The sequence below is a fragment of the Curvivirga sp. genome, from assembly GCF_965219885.1.
In the GTDB taxonomy this organism is placed as follows: Bacteria; Pseudomonadota; Alphaproteobacteria; order UBA8366; family Aestuariispiraceae; genus Curvivirga.
Map to the genome: position 1 here is coordinate 34,374 of NZ_CBDCOT010000008.1, position 19,771 is coordinate 54,144.

The 19,771-nt window shown below is 42.4% G+C and carries 19 protein-coding genes; 17 read left to right on the plus strand and 2 right to left on the minus strand.

Translation table 11 applies throughout. From position 1 onward, the window contains the following. Positions 1–2 precede the first annotated feature (2 nt). The 15 genes from nuoG to ACOQOA_RS02880 all read left to right on the plus strand — a co-directional run bounded on the left by nuoG (position 3) and on the right by ACOQOA_RS02880 (position 14,686). Positions 3–2,069 (plus strand): NADH-quinone oxidoreductase subunit NuoG, encoded by a 2,067-nt coding sequence (gene nuoG, locus ACOQOA_RS02810; protein WP_420547140.1) that lies wholly within the window; start codon positions 3–5, stop codon positions 2,067–2,069. Continuing rightward, complete coding sequence (gene nuoH, locus ACOQOA_RS02815) at positions 2,062–3,102, plus strand: NADH-quinone oxidoreductase subunit NuoH (RefSeq protein WP_155154119.1); 1,041 nt, start codon at positions 2,062–2,064, stop codon at positions 3,100–3,102. Before nuoG ends, nuoH begins: the two co-directional genes overlap by 8 nt. 15 nt (positions 3,103–3,117) lie before the next feature. Then, on the plus strand, positions 3,118–3,603 hold the full coding sequence (gene nuoI / locus ACOQOA_RS02820; RefSeq protein WP_155154120.1) for an NADH-quinone oxidoreductase subunit NuoI: 486 nt from the start codon (positions 3,118–3,120) through the stop codon (positions 3,601–3,603). Between the two features lie 72 nt (positions 3,604–3,675). Then, complete coding sequence (locus tag ACOQOA_RS02825; RefSeq protein ID WP_155154121.1) at positions 3,676–4,290, plus strand: NADH-quinone oxidoreductase subunit J; 615 nt, start codon at positions 3,676–3,678, stop codon at positions 4,288–4,290. A 2-nt stretch (positions 4,291–4,292) separates the two neighbouring features. Then, on the plus strand, positions 4,293–4,601 hold the full coding sequence (gene nuoK, locus ACOQOA_RS02830) for an NADH-quinone oxidoreductase subunit NuoK (protein WP_155154122.1): 309 nt from the start codon (positions 4,293–4,295) through the stop codon (positions 4,599–4,601). An 8-nt stretch (positions 4,602–4,609) separates the two neighbouring features. Next, positions 4,610–6,544 (plus strand): NADH-quinone oxidoreductase subunit L, encoded by a 1,935-nt coding sequence (gene nuoL, locus ACOQOA_RS02835; protein WP_420547141.1) that lies wholly within the window; start codon positions 4,610–4,612, stop codon positions 6,542–6,544. Between the two features lie 18 nt (positions 6,545–6,562). Beyond that, positions 6,563–8,086, plus strand: a complete 1,524-nt coding sequence (locus tag ACOQOA_RS02840) for an NADH-quinone oxidoreductase subunit M (protein ID WP_420547142.1) — start codon at positions 6,563–6,565, stop codon at positions 8,084–8,086. Between the two features lie 21 nt (positions 8,087–8,107). Then, on the plus strand, positions 8,108–9,559 hold the full coding sequence (gene nuoN, locus ACOQOA_RS02845; protein ID WP_420547143.1) for an NADH-quinone oxidoreductase subunit NuoN: 1,452 nt from the start codon (positions 8,108–8,110) through the stop codon (positions 9,557–9,559). Positions 9,560–9,566: 7 nt separating this feature from the next. Further along, positions 9,567–10,370 (plus strand): biotin--[acetyl-CoA-carboxylase] ligase, encoded by an 804-nt coding sequence (locus ACOQOA_RS02850; RefSeq protein ID WP_420547144.1) that lies wholly within the window; start codon positions 9,567–9,569, stop codon positions 10,368–10,370. Then, positions 10,354–11,124 carry a type III pantothenate kinase gene (locus ACOQOA_RS02855; RefSeq protein ID WP_420547145.1) on the plus strand — a complete coding sequence of 257 codons (771 nt, stop codon included), beginning with the start codon at positions 10,354–10,356 and terminating at the stop codon, positions 11,122–11,124. The genes ACOQOA_RS02850 and ACOQOA_RS02855 overlap by 17 nt, the downstream gene beginning before the upstream one ends. Before the next feature lie 18 nt (positions 11,125–11,142). After that, entirely contained in the window at positions 11,143–12,816 is a 1,674-nt protein-coding gene (locus tag ACOQOA_RS02860) for a ribonuclease J (RefSeq protein WP_420547146.1), read from the plus strand. A gap of 28 nt (positions 12,817–12,844) precedes the next feature. After that, on the plus strand, positions 12,845–13,249 hold the full coding sequence (gene mce, locus ACOQOA_RS02865) for a methylmalonyl-CoA epimerase (protein ID WP_420547649.1): 405 nt from the start codon (positions 12,845–12,847) through the stop codon (positions 13,247–13,249). Between the two features lie 12 nt (positions 13,250–13,261). Then, positions 13,262–13,501: a DUF1467 family protein gene (locus ACOQOA_RS02870; protein ID WP_420547147.1), complete on the plus strand. Its 240-nt coding sequence runs from the start codon at positions 13,262–13,264 to the stop codon at positions 13,499–13,501. A gap of 89 nt (positions 13,502–13,590) precedes the next feature. Further along, entirely contained in the window at positions 13,591–14,148 is a 558-nt protein-coding gene (locus ACOQOA_RS02875) for a DNA-3-methyladenine glycosylase I (RefSeq protein WP_420547148.1), read from the plus strand. 46 nt (positions 14,149–14,194) lie between these two features. Continuing rightward, positions 14,195–14,686 (plus strand): hypothetical protein, encoded by a 492-nt coding sequence (locus ACOQOA_RS02880; protein ID WP_420547149.1) that lies wholly within the window; start codon positions 14,195–14,197, stop codon positions 14,684–14,686. Here the strand turns inward: ACOQOA_RS02880 and cobD are convergent. Continuing rightward, positions 14,677–15,693: a threonine-phosphate decarboxylase CobD gene (cobD, locus tag ACOQOA_RS02885; RefSeq protein ID WP_420547150.1), complete on the minus strand. Its 1,017-nt coding sequence runs from the start codon at positions 15,691–15,693 to the stop codon at positions 14,677–14,679. The two genes, ACOQOA_RS02880 and cobD, sit on opposite strands and share 10 nt — an antisense overlap. A gap of 2 nt (positions 15,694–15,695) precedes the next feature. Continuing rightward, the gene (locus tag ACOQOA_RS02890) at positions 15,696–16,949 is read right to left on the minus strand and encodes an NAD(P)/FAD-dependent oxidoreductase (protein ID WP_420547151.1); all 1,254 of its coding nucleotides are present in this window, start codon (positions 16,947–16,949) and stop codon (positions 15,696–15,698) included. 180 nt (positions 16,950–17,129) lie between these two features. Between ACOQOA_RS02890 and proS the strand changes: the two genes are divergently transcribed. Both proS and ACOQOA_RS02900 read left to right on the plus strand, forming a co-directional pair. Next, positions 17,130–18,470, plus strand: a complete 1,341-nt coding sequence (gene proS / locus ACOQOA_RS02895; RefSeq protein ID WP_420547152.1) for a proline--tRNA ligase — start codon at positions 17,130–17,132, stop codon at positions 18,468–18,470. Positions 18,471–18,518: 48 nt separating this feature from the next. Continuing rightward, positions 18,519–19,763: a lipoprotein-releasing ABC transporter permease subunit gene (locus tag ACOQOA_RS02900; RefSeq protein ID WP_420547153.1), complete on the plus strand. Its 1,245-nt coding sequence runs from the start codon at positions 18,519–18,521 to the stop codon at positions 19,761–19,763. The last annotated feature ends 8 nt before the right edge of the window (positions 19,764–19,771 follow it).

Here is a 19,771-nt window from a genome sequence, read left to right on the forward strand (position 1 = left end):
AAATGCCAGTTTGTCAGGTAAACGGTCAGGAAGTCGAATTTGATGCAGGGATGACAGTACTTCAAGTCTGCGAACAAGCAGGTGTCGAAGTACCGCGCTTCTGTTATCATGAACGTCTTTCTGTTGCTGGTAACTGCCGTATGTGTCTTGTGGAAGTCAAACCTGGACCTCCAAAGCCTGCCGCTAGTTGCGCTCTTCCAGCCGGAGACGGTATGGAAATTTTCACAGATTCCGAAATGGTTCGTTCTGCTCGAAACGGGGTAATGGAATTCTTGCTCATCAACCACCCACTTGATTGTCCAATTTGTGACCAAGGTGGTGAATGTGATTTGCAAGACCAAGCTGTTGCTTATGGTCGTGATGGAAGTCGTTTTGAAGAAAATAAACGCGCTGTAAAAGAAAAATACATGGGGCCATTGATCAATACGATCATGACGCGTTGTATTCATTGTACACGTTGCGTGCGTTTCTCTACCGAAGTAGGTGGGGTTACAGATATGGGCTTGTTGAACCGCGGTGAAAGTGCAGAGATTTCTACACTGGAGCGCGCTGTTTCTTCAGAACTTTCTGCAAACGTGATTGACCTTTGTCCAGTTGGTGCGTTGACGTCTAAACCTTATGCGTTCAATGCCCGTCCTTGGGAATTAAAGAAAACAGAGACAATCGACGTTCTTGATGCCGTAGGTTCTAACATTCGTGTTGATGCTCGTGGGAACGAAGTTCTACGTGTTCTTCCGCGTCTAAATGAAGATGTGAACGAAGAATGGATTTCAGATAAGACGCGTTACGCATGTGACGGATTGAAAAATCAACGTCTGGATCGTCCATATGTTCGTGGTGCTGATGGTAAATTGAAACCTGCAAGTTGGGATGAGGCTTTCACGGCAGTGAAAGATAAACTTTCCGGTTTAAAAGGTGATGAAATTGGCGCAATTGCAGGGGATCAGGTAGACGTCGAATCCATGTATGCCCTGAAAGAGCTTATGAATTCTCTAGGATCTGAAAATACAGATTGTCGCCAAGATGGCGCTAAACTGGATAATTCAGTACGTGCGTCATATCTGTTCAACACAACAATTGCTGGTATCGAAGAAGCTGACGCTTTGTTAATTGTTGGCGCTAACCCACGTTGGGAGGCGCCGATTATTAACGCACGTATCCGTAAACGTTGGTTAACTGGCCAAATGCAAGTTGGTATGATTGGTGAAACGCTTCGCCTTACATATGACTACAGCTATTTAGGTGCAGGAACCGATAGCCTGAAGCAAGTTGCGGATGGCAAAGCTGATTTTGCGAAAGTCCTCAAAGATGCCAAGAACCCGATGATTATTGTTGGTTCTGGTGCTTTGGCCCGTGAAGACGGTGCGGCGATCTTGGCTGCAGCAAAGAAAATTGCTGATGACACCGGTATGATTACTGATGAATGGAACGGATTTAACGTGCTTCATACGGCAGCAAGTCGCGTTGGTGGTCTGGATATTGGCTTCGTTCCGGGTAAATCTGGTAAATCAGTTGCTGATATGACTGCAGGTTCTGTGAAAGCAGTTTATTTACTAGATGCAGACGAAATCAATACAGAGGCATTGAAGGATACCTTTGTGATTTATCAAGGTCATCATGGTGATAAAGCGGCACATGTTGCTGATGTTATTTTGCCGGGATCTGCTTATACTGAAAAATCAGGTACTTATGTGAACACCGAAGGGCGTGTGCAAGTAAGTAAGCGTGCTGTATTTGCGCCGGGTGAAGCGAAGGAAGATTGGGCAATTCTACGGGCCCTATCTGAAGTTCTGGGTAAAACACTTCCTTATAACAGTTTATCTGAGCTACGCGTTGCATTGCGCAAAGACTTCCCGCATATGGCTGAAGTCGATGCGACACCAACAGCAACTTGGGGTGATTTCGGTACATCAGGCGATATGTCTTCTGACGTTTTTGCTAGTCCGATTGAAAATTTCTATATGACTTGTGCAATTAGTCGTTCTTCCGAGACTATGGCAAAATGTACACAAGATATCATTCTAAACGCGAAAGCGGCTGAAGGGGAGGCGACAGGAACCAATGGCTGATTTCTTGGCAGGTCTCATTAATGCGGTTTGGTGGCAGGACTATGCTGCTCCCTTACTTGCAATTGTGATTTATTGTTTGCTGATTACAGTGCCGATTCTTTTGTCAGTTGCTTATCTGACATTGGCTGAGCGTAAAGTGATTGGTTGGATGCAATATCGTAAAGGTCCAAACGTTGTTGGCCCATTTGGCTTATTGCAACCTCTTGCGGATGGTTTGAAATTGTTCTTGAAAGAAACAATTATTCCTTCTGGTTCCAACCGCGCATTATTTGTAATTGCACCAGCACTGACGTTCATTTTGGCGTTGATTGCTTGGGCCGTAATTCCTTTCGGTGAAGGGATGGTATTAGCGGATATCAATGTTGGTATTTTATATCTATTCGCGATCTCTTCGTTAGGTGTATACGGTATCGTGATTGCCGGTTGGGCATCTAACTCTAAATATGCTTTCTTAGGTGCGTTACGCTCTGCGGCTCAGATGGTATCTTACGAGGTATCCATGGGCTTGGTAATCGTGACTGTATTGATCTTTACAAACAGTTTGAACTTGTCTGATATCGTTCGGTATCAACAAGAAAATATGTGGTTTGTGATTCCATTGTTACCAATGTTCGTGGTTTTCTATATCTCCATTTTGGCTGAAACAAACCGTGCGCCATTTGACTTACCTGAAGCGGAAGCGGAATTGGTATCCGGTTACAACGTTGAATATTCATCGATGACATTTGCGTTATTCTTCCTTGGGGAATATGCGAATATGATCTTAATGTCCGGTATGGCGACAACATTATTCTTAGGCGGTTGGTTGCCACCATTTGATATCGCGCCATTGAACATGATCCCGGGGCCAATCTGGTTTGCCTTAAAAACAGCTTTGATGTTGTTTGGTTTCCTTTGGGTTCGTGCCACATTCCCACGTTATCGTTATGACCAGTTAATGCGTTTGGGCTGGAAAGTCTTCCTACCATTCACATTACTTTGCGTATTCTTATATGCAGGTATTGCGGTATATGGCGGATTTCTAGCAGGTTAAGGAAGGAAGAAAAAAATGTCTTTTGATCAGGTAGCACGTTCTTTCCTATTGACTGAATTGCTTCAGGGCATGGCACTCACACTTAAAGCCATGTTCCGTCCAAAACATACAATCAACTATCCTTATGAAAAGGGACCACTAAGTCCACGTTTTCGCGGTGAACATGCGTTACGTCGATATGCTAATGGTGAGGAACGTTGTATTGCATGTAAGCTTTGTGAAGCGATCTGTCCTGCACAGGCGATTACAATCGAAGCTGAACCTCGTGAAGATGGTTCACGTCGTACAACACGTTACGATATCGATATGACAAAATGTATCTACTGTGGCTTCTGTCAGGAAGCATGTCCGGTAGATGCAGTTGTTGAGGGACCAAATTTTGAATTTGCAACAGAAACTCGTGAAGAGCTTTTCTATAATAAAGACAAGCTTCTTGCGAATGGTGATCGTTGGGAATTTGAAATTGCGAAAAACATCGAATTGGATGCGCCTTATCGATAAGGCAGAAGGGAAGATTTGATGTTTTTCATGTTTAAAGGGAATCAAAACCAGCTGAAGCTGGAGGTTAGATAGATGATACAGACCCTTGTTTTTTATATGTTCGCAATCATCACGATCGCTTGCGGTTTTATGGTGATTACAGCAAGAAACCCGGTACATTCCGTGTTGTTTCTTATTCTTGCATTCTTTAATGCAGCAGGTCTGTTCCTGTTGCAAGGCGCAGAATTCATATCAATGATCCTCGTGATTGTTTATGTGGGGGCTGTGGCTGTGTTGTTCCTCTTTGTCGTAATGATGTTGGATGTGAACTTGAACGAGATGCGCCGCGGCTTTGTTAAATATTTGCCAATTGGATTAGCGGTAGGTGCTGTTCTCCTTGTTGAATTATTTACAATCTTCACCGCATGGGTGGTTGAACCTGCAGTTATTTCAGTGAATGCGGCAACAGCGACACCAGCTGCGTCAGAGGTTCATAATACAGAAGCCTTGGGTAATCTCATTTATACGCATTATGTATATTTGTTTATGGGATCTGGCATGGTTCTGTTGCTGGCGATGGTTGGCGCTATCGTTCTTACCCTTCGTTCTCGTGATGGTGTTAAGAAACAGCGTATCATGGATCAGATTGCTCGCCCGGCTTCAGAAGAGGTTGAATTGGTTAAAGTTTCATCTGGGGGAGGGATTTAATCATGGAAATTGGTATTGCGCATTACCTTTCAGTGGCTGGCATCCTTTTCACATTGGGATTGTTCGGTATTTTCCTGAACCGGAAGAACGTCATTATCATCTTGATGTCCGTTGAACTTATGTTGCTAGCGGTGAATATCAACTTGGTGACATTCTCTACGCATTTACAGGATTTATCGGGTCAGATCTTCTCGATCTTTGTCTTAACGGTTGCCGCTGCGGAAGCAGCAATCGGTCTGGCGATCCTTGTCGTTTATTATCGTAATCGTGCGACCATCGCGGTCGACGACATTCATACCATGAAGGGCTAAGTCAAACTATGATTACCGGTATTGTCTTTTTACCTTTAATTGGCGCATTGATTGTCGGCTTCTTCGGTCGTGCTTTGGGCGATAAGGTATCTCAAATTATTACAACAGGCTTGCTGATGGTTGCGGCTGCTATGTCTTGGTTCACATTCTTTGATGTGGGCTTTGGTGGCAACGCATATACGGTAACCGTTCTTTCTTGGGTTGCTTCTGGTGACTTTATTTTCAACTGGGCTTTGAAAGTTGATACGTTAACTGCAGTGATGTTGATTGTGGTAACAACAGTGTCATCCGTGGTGCACCTATATTCTATCGGATATATGCATCATGATAAATCTGTACCACGTTTCATGGCTTATCTAAGTTTCTTTACATTTGCCATGTTGATGTTGGTAACAGCAGATAACTTGGTGCAAATGTTCTTTGGTTGGGAAGGCGTTGGTGTTGCATCTTATCTTTTGATTGGTTTTTGGTTCGAAAAACCATCCGCAAATGCGGCAGCAATGAAAGCGTTTATTGTAAACCGTGTTGGTGACTTTGGTTTTGCATTGGGTATTTTCTTAATCTTCGTTCTTACAGGTTCTGTTGAATTTGATACAATCTTTGCAGCAATCCCTGCCGTTGCAGAAGCTAACTTTGTGTTCCTTGGCATGGAATTCAACGCCATTACAATTTCTTGTTTGTTATTGTTTATGGGGGCTATGGGTAAATCAGCACAGCTTGGTTTACACACATGGTTGCCAGACGCGATGGAAGGTCCAACACCTGTATCAGCTTTGATTCACGCGGCGACAATGGTGACAGCAGGCGTATTTATGGTATGTCGTTTGTCACCAATCTTCGAATTCTCTGAAGTGGCATTGACTGTCGTGACAATCGTTGGCGCAACGACAGCTTTCTTTGCTGCAACAGTTGGTCTGACACAGACAGATATTAAACGTGTGATTGCTTATTCTACATGTTCTCAGTTGGGTTATATGTTCTTCGCAGCAGGCGTTTCAGCATATCCAGCAGCTATGTTCCATCTAACAACTCATGCTTTTTTTAAAGCATTGTTATTCCTTGGTGCAGGTTCTGTGATTCATGCGATGTCTGATGAACAAAACATGATGAAAATGGGCGGCATCCGTAAGTTGATCCCATTCACTTGGGCTGTGATGTTAATTGGTACATTGGCAATTACCGGTGTTCCTGGTTTATCTGGCTATTTCTCTAAGGATATGATCATTGAAGCGGCTTATGCGGCAGGCTCTGGTGCTGGTGGTTATGCGTTCTGGTTAGGCGTGATTGCGGCATTGATGACTTCGTTCTATAGCTGGCGTTTGATGTTCTTGACCTTCCATGGAAAACCTCGTGCGGATGAGAAAACAATGGCGCATGTTCATGAAAGCCCATTGGTTATGACAATCCCATTGGCAATTCTTGCTGTTGGTGCTGTTGGTTTCGGTGCGGTGTTCGCAGGGGACTTCATCGGTGAAGGCTATAAAGAATTCTGGGGTAGTTCGATCTACATCGCAGAAGCAAACAATATTATGAAAGAAGCGAAACAAGTACCTTCTTGGGTTGTTTGGTCTCCATTTGTTGTGATGGTTCTTGGTTTGGTACTCGCTTGGGTTATTTATATCAAAAAGCCGGGCAGTGCAGACAAATTGGCAAAAAGCTTCAGTGGCTTATATGCCTTCTCACTTAATAAATGGTATTTCGATGAATTGTATGATGCGATTTTCGTGAAGCCTTCTTTCGTGATCGGTCGTTTCTTCTGGAAACGCGGTGACGAGAAAACAATTGACTATTTCGGTCCTGACGGTGTGGCTGCACGAACCAAAGATGGTTCCAAGTTAGCAAGCTTGCTTCAGTCCGGATATGTTTATCATTATGCGTTTGCCATGCTAATTGGTGTGGTTGTGTTCGTAACCTGGTACATGCTTTCCGGCATGTCAGCATAATCCAGGGAGAGGAATATTATGACTTTAGACTGGCCTTTGCTGTCACTCACAACATTCCTGCCGACATTAGGCGCGCTTGCTCTTTTATTGATCCCGGGATCAGCAGAGCAGGTAGCACGTAATGCACGCTGGACAGCCTTGTGGGTGTCACTTTGTACTTTCGTTCTTTCCCTGTTTATCTGGGCTAACTTTGACGGTACCAGTGCGGATTTCCAACTTGTAGAAAGCTACGCTTGGATCCCTGCCTTTAATATCAACTACACAATGGGTGTGGATGGTATTTCCGTATTCTTTGTTTTGTTATCTACTTTGCTAACACCAATTTGTATTCTTTCCAGCTGGGAAGCGATCAAGAAACATGTACGTGAATACATGATCGCTTTCTTGGTTTTAGAAACAATGATGGTTGGTATGTTCCTGGCGATGGATATCTTCCTCTTCTACATCTTCTTCGAAGGTGTATTGATCCCGATGTTTATCATTGTGGGTGTCTGGGGTGGTCAAAATCGTATCTACGCTGCATTTAAATTGTTCCTATATACTTTGTTAGGTTCTGTTTTGATGCTTGTTGCGATTTTGGTAATGTATTTCGAAACAGGTACAACAAATATTCCTGAATTAATGGCACATGACTTTGCAGCTTCTATGCAAACTTGGTTATGGTTGGCATTCTTTGCATCTTTTGCTGTGAAAGTGCCGATGTGGCCTGTTCACACATGGTTGCCTGATGCCCATGTGCAAGCGCCAACAGCTGGTTCTGTTATTCTGGCTGGTGTGTTGTTGAAAATGGGGGGCTATGGTTTCTTACGTTTCTCCATCCCGATGATGCCATTGGCGAGCGAGTATTTTGCTGATTTTGTATTCTGGTTATCTGTTATTGCGGTGATCTACACATCATTGGTTGCATTGGTTCAAAGCGATATGAAAAAGCTGATTGCTTATTCCTCCATCGCACATATGGGATTTGTAACCGCTGCGATTTTCTCAATGAATGAACAGGCGATCGCAGGTTCTATCATTCAGATGTTAAGTCATGGCCTTGTATCCGGTGCTTTGTTCTTATGTGTAGGTGTCGTTTATGATCGTCTACATACACGCGAAATTGATGCGTATGGTGGTGTTGTGCATGTAATGCCAAGATATGCAGTATTATTTATGTTCTTCACAATGGCTTCAGTTGGTCTTCCAGGAACATCTGGTTTCGTTGGTGAGTTCTTGATCCTTGTTGGTGCTTTCCAAGCGTCCACATGGTTAGCGGCTGGTCTGGCAACAGGTATGATCTTAGGTGCTGGTTACGCTTTATATCTCTATCGCCGGATTATCTTCGGTGTATTGGAGAAAGACTCAATCAAAGCACTAACAGAAATGAATGCACGTGAAATTGCGATCTTCGTTCCATTAGTTATCCTGACTTTGTGGATGGGTATCTATCCGAACACATTCTTGGATCCGATCGCGGCATCTGTAACCCATCTTGTCCAAAACTATGAAACAAGCCTCGCAGCTGCTGCACAAACAGCAACAGCTAGCCTTGGCCAGTAAGTAAGAGAGGCACAAAGAAAAATGACTGAATTGCCTGTTTTATTCCCGGCTTATCCGGAAATCTTTCTGGCCATTGCAATTATGGCTTTGATGATGATCGGTGCTTATTCAAAAGCTGAGAACACATTAGGGGCTGTATCTGCCTTAACCCAAGTAAGTTTTGTTGTAACTGCGGGATTGGTTCTGTTTGTAGTTGGCGGTACCACTCAATTGGCGATGAATGATTTATTTATCGTGGATCAGTTTGCAGTATATATGAAGCTATTGATCTTGTTGGCAAGTTTGCTTGCTGTAACAATGTCTAACGGTTTTATCCGCCGTGAAGGTATGGCTAAATTTGAATATCCAATTTTGATCGCATTTGCGACTTTGGGTATGATGATGATGGTTTCTGCCAATGACCTAATGTCCTTATATATAGGCTTGGAACTGCAAAGTTTGTCCCTTTATGTAATGGCGGCATTCCAACGTGATAATTCTCGTTCAACAGAAGCTGGATTGAAGTATTTTGTACTTGGTGCATTGTCTTCAGGTATGCTTCTTTATGGTATGTCCATGGTGTATGGATTTGCGGGCTCAACACAATTTGATGCACTTGCTAATGCCTTCACAGTTGAGACTGGTGCACATATGGGTGTAATCGTTGGCTTGGTATTTATGGTTGCTGGTCTGGCTTTCAAGATTTCTGCTGTTCCGTTCCATATGTGGACACCTGATGTGTATGAAGGTGCGCCGACTCCTGTAACAGCTTTCTTTGCTGTTGCACCAAAAGTGGCAGCAATGGCATTGTTAATCCGTGTTCTTGTTGGTCCGTTTGGCGGCTTGGTTTCTGAGTGGTCTCAAGTGATCGTAGTATTATCAATTCTGTCTATGCTCATCGGTTCATTTGCAGCGATCGCACAAAGTAATATTAAACGATTGATGGCTTATTCTTCTATCGGTCATATTGGATTTGCTTTGATTGGTCTAGCTGCTGGTACAGAAGGCGGTGTCGAAGCTGTTCTGATTTATCTTGCGATTTACCTTGTGATGAATATCGGTACTTTTGCTTGTATCCTGAATATGAAAGTTGGCGGCCGTATGGTTGAAAACATTTCTGATTTGGCTGGTCTAAGCAAAAATAACCCGGTTATGGCAATGTTGATTATGGTCTTCATGTTCTCCATGGCTGGTATTCCTCCAATGGCAGGCTTTATGTCAAAGTTATTTGTGTTTAAAGCAGCTGTTGATGCTGGTTTGATTACATTAACAGTGATTGGTGCGGTGACTTCAGTTGTGAGCGCATTCTATTACTTACGTGTTATCAAGGTTATGTATTTTGATGACCCTGCTGAAAAACTGGATAGTGTTGAAAGTGGTGCAATGAAATTGATCTTGGCAGTGACTGGTATTGTGACTGCAACCATGATCCTTTACATGCCAGTTGTAACTGATCCGGCGATTAAAGCTGCATCTTCCTTATTTGGTGGATAATCGATAAGTGAATAGTAGCTCTATGAAAGCTTCTTACGTGCAAATGCCCGCAGGTTTCGATCTGCGGGCATTGCCTGTTGTAGGCTCCACCAATGATGTTGCCCGTGAAGAAGCAATGAAATACCCACCAGTCAGTATGGGAAATATTGTATTTTGGGCAGAGGCACAATCAGGTGGAAGAGGGCGCAGCGGTCGCAGCTGGGCATCACCTGCAGGGAATTTATATGCCTCCATCCTTATTCAAGATGTCGGTGAATTAGCGAAAGCAGCTCAACTGTCTTTTGTAACGGCAATTTCCATGCGTGCTGCCATAGCGCGCTTTGCTGAAAAGAAACAACGCGTTGAATGTAAATGGCCGAATGATATCTTGGTTGATGGCGCCAAGATCTGTGGCATCTTGCTTGAGTGCGGCGTGAATAAGACTGGACAGAATTGGGTCGTTATTGGATCCGGTGCCAATGTATCACACCATCCAAGCGAAACACCTTATGCAGCGGCTCATATTAATCAATTTAACAAAGATATTGAGCCTTATATGTTGCTGAATGCCTATTTAGAGGAATTTGCGCAATTCTTTCAAATATGGAAGTTAAATGGGTTTAAAGAAATACGCGAAATCTGGTTACAGAATTGCTATGGATTTGGAAGAAATATTGTAGCTCGTTTAGCGAATAATTTGGAAGAACATGGTCGTTTCCTTGATATGGATGAGGACGGGGCACTTATTCTTGAACGTGAAGACCGCAGTCGCGCTGCCATAACGGCTGGTGATGTGTTTTTGAAAGGAAACGGCGATGCTGCTAGCAATTGATTCTGGAAATACCAATGTGGTTTTTGCTGTTTATGATGGTGATGAGCGCTTAGGTGTTTGGCGCTGTATGAATGATCCAAAGCGCACAGCGGATGAATATGCTGTTTGGTTACATCAACTCATGGCGATCAAAGATATCGAGTTTAAGGATATTACGAGAACAATTCTGGCAAGTGTTGTACCGGAAACAATGTTTAATCTTGAAAGCCTTTGTCGTCGGTATTTCGATGATGATCCATTATTAGTTTCTGCGGTGTCGGGTATCAAGCTGGGCATAGAGGTATTGATAAAATATCCTCGTCAAGTGGGTGCAGATCGTATCGTGAATGCAATTGCAGGACATAAAAAATATGGTGGTCCTCTCATTATTGTGGATTTTGGGACTGCTACTACCTTTGATATTGTGGATGGAAACGGGAATTATTGCGGTGGCGTGATTGCGCCGGGTCCGAATTTATCTCTGAAATCCTTGTATATGGCTGCCGCGCAATTACCTTTAGTAGAGATTAAAGCCAGCGAAAAAGTCATTGGTGATGATACAGAATCAGCGATGCAATCAGGTATCTTCTGGGGCTATGTTGCCATGCTTGAAGGTATGATTGATCGTATAGTTAAAGAATTTGGTGAAGATATGAAAGTAATCGCCACTGGCGGATTGTCGGATATCTTTGCGCAATCAACTGATAAAATTCAAGATATCGATCGTGGTCTGACACTTGATGGTTTAGTTGAAATATATAAAAGAAATATTTGAATAGAAAAGAAAAAATAAATGAGCGAATACCACAAAACGGGAAAGCCAGGTAAGGACGAACTTCTATTTTTACCATTAGGTGGTTCTGGTGAAATTGGCATGAACCTGAACCTATACGGTCATAATGGTAAATGGTTAATGGTCGATTACGGTATTACATTTGGTGATGTTACCACACCAGGTATCGATGTTATCTTTCCCGATCCAACTTTTATCGAGGATCGAGCGGATGATTTGGTCGGGTTGGTTTTAACACATGCCCATGAAGATCATTTAGGTGCGGTTCCATATCTTTGGGATTGTTTTGATTGTCCGATTTATGCCACTCCTTTTACAGCAGCTATTCTTCGAAAGAAGTTGGAGGAAAGCCAATTTGTAGGTGATGCTAATATCATTGAAGTGCCTTTATCTGGGCGGTTCGAGGCAGGTCCGTTTGAACTAGAGCTTGTATCGCTTACACATTCCATTCCGGAACCTAACGCCCTTATCATTCGTACCGAAGCAGGTAGTGTAATGCATACAGGGGACTGGAAACTTGATCCTGATCCTTTGTTAGGTCCGACGGCAGATGAAGAACGTCTCATTCAAGCGGGTAAAGATGGTATCACTGCAATGGTCTGTGATTCCACAAACGCATTGGTACCCGGTCGTTCCGGTTCTGAAGCGGATGTTCGTGAGAATTTAGTGGATATCGTCTCCAAGATTAAAGGCGGTGTTGCTATTGCCTGTTTTGCATCGAATGTTGCGCGTCTCGAAAGTGCTGCTGTTGCTGCTAGCAAAAGTGGTCGTGCGGTATGTTTGGTTGGGCGGTCTTTATGGCGTATGACAGAGGCTGCGAAAGCAACGGGGTATTTGCAGGGCATGCCACCTTTCTTGGAAGCTGAAGAAGCGAGAGACCTTCCAAAAGAAAAAGTATTATATATTTGTACAGGAAGTCAGGGTGAACCACGTGCTGCATTGGCACGTATTGCACGTGGTGATCATCGTGATGTTAGTTTTAAAAAAGGGGATACCGTCATTTTTTCTAGCCGTGAAATTCCGGGGAATGAAATTTCGATCAACCGCGTTCAAAACGGTTTGGTTGAAAATGGTGTGACTTTGATTACGGCGGATGATTACGAAATTCATACTTCTGGACATCCAAATAAGGATGAATTAGCGCAGATGTATCAATGGATTCGCCCTGATGTTGCTATTCCTGTTCATGGTGAATTACGTCATATGATGGGGCACGCACAGTTGGCAAAAAACTGTCAGGTTCCGCATGGTATTGTCCCGCGTAATGGTGCATTGATTAAGATTACCAAAGATGGGGCTGACGTTATCGATGAAGTACCCAATGGTCGTTTAGCACTAGATGGTAACCGCATTACGCCACTTGATAGTATTTCTTTGCGAGATCGTCGGAAAATGGGATGGGGTGGGATGATTTTTGCCACAGTTGTCGTTGATGCAAAAGGCCGTTTATATGAAGCACCAAAGATCTCTGTCGAAGGTCTTCTGGAAGATCATGAAGAAGATGAATTTGCGGAATTAACTGACACGGTTGAACTAACAGTTAAAAGATTGGATCGAGATGAACGACTGAACGATAAGAAGGTTTCTGAAGCTGTTCGTATTGCGTTGCGTCGCCAGATTAATGATATTTGTGGCAAGAAACCTAAAGCGCAAGTGCATCTTGTGCGGATCTAATAAGAAATTACAAAACGGGAGTTAAATGATGATAGGACGTCTGAACCATGTTGCGATTGTTGTACCAGATTTGGCAACAGGAACCGCAATGTATCGTGATACATTAGGGGCGACAGTGTCAGCACCCGTTGATATCCCTGAACATGGTGTCACTGTTGTTTTCGTGGAGCTCCCAAATACAAAAATTGAATTGCTTCATCCGTTAGGAGATGCATCGCCAATTGCTAAATTCTTGGAAAGTAATCCCTCCGGTGGAATGCATCATATTTGCTATGAGGTTGAGGATATTTTAGCTGCCCGTGATAAGTTAAAAGCAGACGGCGCACGCGTTTTAGGAGATGGGGAGCCAAAAATTGGTGCACATGGCAAGCCAGTGTTATTCCTCCATCCAAAAGATTTTTGCGGCACCCTTGTTGAAATCGAACAGGTTTAAAAGGAATTATTTATGTCTATTGCTTCTGCGATCGTTACTTATGTTATTATCTGGTGGCTTGTTTTCTTTATGGCTCTTCCATTTGGTGTGGAACGTCCAAATGAAGATGAGGTTGAAGTTGGGCATGAACCGGGGGCACCAAAGAAACCTATGCTTGTTAAAAAAGCACTTGTGACTTCAGTCATTACTGCCGTTCTCTTAGCAATTTGGTGGTATGTGCAATCATCAGGACTTATTAAACTTGATGCATAAAAGTAATCTACTGCTGACATAATGCTGTCAGCAGTAGTTGTTTATAGTGCAACCAATTGAAAACATAGTAATTATTTTAGGAGTTCTTGATGAGCTGGTATTGCGACTATGCAATTGGTGATGACCTACATGGCCCTTATCACGATAAGGAATATGGATTTCCTATTTATGAGGAAAGTCAATTATTTGAACGTCTTGTTTTAGAGATTAATCAAGCTGGCCTTAATTGGGGATTGATACTCAAGAAAAAAGATAATTTCCATAAAGCCTATGATGGTTTTAACGTGGATGCTGTGAGTGAATATTCTGAGAAGGATCGCGCACGTCTTTTAGAAGATGAAGGTATCATCCGAAATAAGCTAAAAGTTAATGCGGCGATTGAAAACGCCAAAACCATTAAGGCAATGCGCGCGAGCCATGGAGGTTTTGATAAATGGATTGCATCACATCATCCGTTGAAAAAAACTGAATGGATTAAGCTATTCAAGAAAACCTTTAAATTCACGGGTGGCGAAATTACAGGGGAGTTTTTGATGAGTATCGGTTATTTACCTGGTACCCATAGCCCAGAATGTCCGATTTATAAAAAAATTGAAAAATTATCGCCAGCCTGGATGGAGCAGGGATTGGAATTTTATCAGGAATAACCATAATAAGCTAACTTGGCGTTAATTTTGCTTCACTGATTTTATGATGATAAAGCGTATTATTACATTCACAATCCTATCTGTTATTTCTTTTCCAATGATTGCTATATCCCAGCAATCTGTGCCTTTGGAAAATTTAACTCTTAATCAAGAGGAGAAAGAACACCAACGTAAGCTTGTGGCTTCTGGTAAGGCTTGTGAAAAAGCACTAAAAAAGCATCGTACTGATGGCGCCGATTATGTACCGGGCGTTGATGTACGCGGAAAACCAGTTACGTCAGCAAATGTTGATGGGCAGGAGTATGAGTTTGATTTTCCAAATATTATTGAGTTTGATTTAACTTTAAACGCATTTCAAGCTGCGGGGCGTAGCGATCTTGCTACGCTTTTCCCGGATAGTAATTTTAATTTAGGACGTATTAAATATAACATCTCATCCGGCAAACTTACCTATAATGGTAAAACGTTAACAGATGAGCAAAATAATGCATTATCAGATGCTTGCCTCACATATCAGAAACTAAAATCTCAGGAATGAAAATCTGATAAAGCGTTTTCCAGTCGTTGCCATAACAATTCATTATGGATGTCTGGAACCCCGACCCGCAACCAATTTGGGTTATATTCAAAATGACGCAAGTAGATTCCTTTTTGTCCTAGATGGTTAAATAAGGTAGAAGCGCTTTCAGTGTGATATAGGCGATAGAGAATAGTTCCGCCAACAATATCGCATCCAACCGCTGAAAAAAGACGATCGATTTTCTCACTACTCTTACTAAGATTAGTTTTTTGCCGATCAATCCATTCTTGATCTTGATAAGCTTGTGTTGCGACAGCAAGCGTGATGGAAGAGACAGCCCATGGCCCCAATCTTCTTTGTAAACGTTCAATAATATCCTGAGGTGCAAGCAGAGTTCCTAAGCGTATACCGGCAAGTCCAAAAAACTTACCGAATGAACGTAGGATTATAAGACCCTCTTGCCCAGCATAATCGGACAAACTTTCTTCAGAAGAAATATCAATAAACGCTTCATCAATGACCAGATATCCACCTCTAGAAGCCTGTTGATTGGAAATTTTTAGTAACTCTGATTGAGAGTAAAGTTTTCCGTCTGGATTATTAGGGTTAACCAATAAAATGAACTTAGAATTCAAGGCTAGAGCTTCATCTATATTTCTAACCAAATGTACCTTATGGCCTGCTTCCTTCCAAGCCGGTACATGTTCACCGTAAGTTGGATATAAAATTGCTATTTCATCAGGTGCAAACAGGTGAGGTAACTGACTTATGATGAATTGGGATCCAGGTGTAAGTAAGGTATTAGACGGGGTTAGCCTTGCATTGAAATAGGAACCGCTTGCAGAAAGGCAAGCGTCATATAATGCTTTTGAAGGCAGAGCATTAACATTGAAGTTTTCTTTTAAATCAAATGGGTATGAGGACTGGTTAATTCCTGTTGATAAGTCGATCCATTCTTCTTCCGACAAGCCAAAATGATTAATCGCCCAACCGAGATCACCGCCATGATGTTTATTATCTTTCATGACTATCTAATGGCACGATAGGGGGTGAGGTCGATACTAGGATCACGACCTGCATATAGGTCAGATACGACGCGACCAGTAATTCCTGCCATCGTTACGCCTAAATGTTGGTGTCCAAATGCAAGCATCACTTTTGGATGATTGGGAAGCCAGCCAATTGTTGGAACACTATCTGGTTGTGATGGGCGCGCACCCATCCATTCACTTTCTATATCCATGGTAAGATCAGGAATATATTTCTTTGCGATAGGAAGAAGGCGTCTCAATCTTGTGTAATCTGGTTCTGAATCAATCTCTGCAAGTTCCACCTGACAGGTGACACGCATGCCTTTATCCATTGGTGCGATAACAAAAGTATGATCGCAAAACATGGTTGGTCGGCCTATTAAAGGGCCTTTTTCAGGATGATGTTTAATCATCGCGTGATAGCCACGTTCAACTTGTAAATGTACTGATTCACCGAATGTTTTTAAAAGCTTGTTTGACCATCCACCCGCGGCAATTAGGATATCATCCACGATTTTTGAACTGTTATCATCAAAAAACAATGTCACTTTTTCTGATGTGGGAAGAATTGATTGGATATTGGCTTTTTCGAATTTACCACCAAGGATGAGGAATTCATCGAATAATTGATCTAACATCTGTTGCGGATCGATGATGAAAGCGGAATCTGGTTGTAATAAGCCATATTTAAATACAGGCGCCAAATGTGGTTCTAGTTGGCGTATCTCATCGCTATTTAGGATTTCGTATTTTGTACCATGTTTTTTACAGCTTTCGACAACTTCTTTGCCATATTTCCATGATGCGTCTGACGAAAATAGTTTAAACCATCCAACAGGACGGACTAAGGATTGTCTATTGGTGTTTCTGATTAATTCATTCCATTCTGGAACGGCATGTTGTGTTAATTGTTGTAAGGCTGTTGCATTCCTTTGATAGTTATGAGGTAAGCCTTCAAGTATCATACGGCCAAGCCAAGGAGCGAGGCGAGGAAGATGTTTCCATCGAATAGTTAATGGACCATGAGGATCAAACAACCATTTTGGTAACTGAGAGATCGTAGATGGGCCACTGATCGGTTCTGCATTATTTTGCACCAAAACGCCTGCATTTCCATGTGATGCGCCATTGCCTGGACCCACACGATCAATAATCGTGACTTTATGACCATCTTTTATTAGCTTCAAAGCGGATACAATACCGATGAAACCAGCACCAATCACCGTGATGTCTTTCGGTTGAAACGTCATTCTTTTACCCAATCCCAACATAGTCAGATATATCAGAGGGAATCAGCCGTATCATTGTTTCAAAAATGTGAAAAGGAAAAATATGTTCTTTCATCCGTTTTTGTTGCAAATCATTAGGAAAGCCTGTAGCTAAGCGGTAGTAAAAATTTGTAAAAATCATTTGTATTAAAGAGGCCTACCATGCGGTTAAATCCTGCTGTTCGCTTATCCGAATATTTCATGCCAACCTTGAAGGAAAATCCTGCAGAAGCAGAGATTGCTTCCCATCGTTTAATGCTGCGTGCAGGAATGATTCGTCAATCCGCTTCTGGCATTTATTCTTGGTTGCCAATGGGCTATCGCGTTTTGCGTAAAATTGAGCAAATTGTACGTGAAGAACAAGATCGTGCAGGTGCAAATGAAATCTTGATGCCAACTATTCAGTCGGCGGATTTATGGCGTAAATCTGGCCGTTATGATGATTATGGTAAAGAAATGCTGCGGATCACGGATCGCCATGATCGTGAAATGCTTTTTGGCCCAACAAATGAAGAATTAATTACAGATTTGTTCCGTGATGGGGCTGTTTCATATAAAGATTGCCCACAAATGATGTATCATATTCAATGGAAATTCCGCGACGAAGTTCGTCCGCGTTTTGGTGTGATGCGTGGCCGTGAATTCTTTATGAAAGATGGATATTCCTTCGACTTGACTGTTGAAGATGGTTTGAAATCCTATAATCGTATGTTTGTATCTTATCTACGTACATATGCAAAAATGGGTCTTCAAGTTATCCCGATGCGTGCTGACACAGGCCCGATTGGTGGTGAAAATAGCCATGAATTTATTATTTTGGCGGAAACAGGCGAAAGTGAAGTATTCTGTCATGAAGATTTCCTATCACTTGATCCTAACGCAGAAGCAGTGAATTACAAAGGTGATCTACAGCCAATTGTAGATCAATGGACTTCTATGTATGCTGCTACCGAAGAAATGCATGATGAAGGTAAGTTTAAAACGGAAGTACCTGAAGACAAGCGCGTTTCTGCAAGAGGTATTGAAGTTGGCCATATCTTCTTCTTTGGTACAAAATATTCCGAACCATTAGGTGCAGTCGTTCAAGATAAAGAAGGCAAACAAGTACCTGTTCAAATGGGTTCTTATGGCATTGGTGTTTCTCGCCTTATTGGCGCCATCATCGAGGCTCATCATGATGACAATGGTATTATTTGGCCAGAATCTGTTGCTCCATTCCAGGTAGGTATTATCAACCTGCGAGTTGGTGATGATGCATGTGATGAGGCTTGCGAAGGTATGTTTACAAAACTTCAAGAAGCTGGTGTTGAAGTCATGTATGATGATCGCGATACAAAAGCCGGTGCAAAATTTGCTGATATGGATCTGATTGGTTTGCCGTGGCAAATTGCAGTTGGTCCACGTTCATTAAAGAATGGCCAAGTTGAAGTTAAAAATCGTCGCACAGGTGAGAAGCAAGAAGTATCCATCGAAGCTGCATTAGAATTGGTAACAGCCTCCTAAAGATCTTTTTATCACCACTAGCACATATTTATTTTAAAGGAACCGGGCATGTTTAGCAGATTTGAATTTTCCGTGGCGATGCGCTACTTGCGGGCGAAGCGCCAAGAGGGGTTCATTTCTGTTATTGCCTGGTTTTCTTTGCTAGGGATTGGGCTTGGTGTTGCAACTCTTATAATCGTTATGGCCGTGATGAATGGATTTCGTCATGAGTTATTAAGCCGTATACTTGGCCTCAATGGTCATATGACGATTACGTCTTATACAAACGAATTCACAGATTATACTAATATTGCCGATCAGATTTTAGAGGTCCCTGGTGTTGTTTCTGTAATGCCAATGATTGAAGGTCAGGTGATGGCAAGTGCCAATGGTACTGCAAGTGGATCTGTCGTACGCGGTGTCACCAAAGAAGGTTTTTTGAATAGAAGTCAGCTCTCTGATTCAATTATTTCGGGAGGTTTAGAAGGGTTCAATGAAGGTGACGGTGTTATTATAGGTGTGCGGATGGCACGCCGGATGGGCTTGAATATAGGGGATAATATCACTTTAATTGCCCCAAAAGGCCAGATAACTGCCTTTGGTACTGTACCAAGAATGAAAAGTTATTACGTTCAATCGATTTTTGAAGTGGGTATGTATGAATATGATAACTCATATGTTTATATGCCACTGAAACAAGCGCAGATTTATTTTAATCTACCGGATTCTATATCGGCAATTGAAGTTATGTTGACATCAGCTGACAATGCGCTCGATATGCAAAAACCAATTTATGACATGATTGGTCGCGATTATTGGGTTAGACACTGGCAGCAGACGAATTCAAGTTTCTTTACGGCTTTGCAAGTTGAGCGAAATGTGATGTTTCTAATCCTAACGCTTATCATCATCGTGGCTGCATTTAACATTATCTCAAGCCAAATTATGTTGGTGAATGATAAGGCCCGTGGTATCGCGATCCTGCGAAGTATGGGGGCATCACGTAATTCTATTTTACGTATCTTCTTTATGACGGGGAGTTCAGTCGGTGTGATAGGCACTATTTTTGGAAGTGTCTTAGGGATTTCCTTTGCAAGCAATATTGAAACTATTCGTCAGTGGATCGAATCTTTATCCAACACTAATTTATTTCAGGCTGAAATTTACTTCTTATCTCAACTTCCCGCGCGTATTGAACAAGGGGAAGTGGTTACAGTCATTGTGATGGCTCTTGCCCTTTCTTTTGTTGCTTCGATTTATCCTGCGTGGCGTGCTGCGCGTTTAGATCCAGTTGAAGTATTACGTTACGAATAAGTAACAAA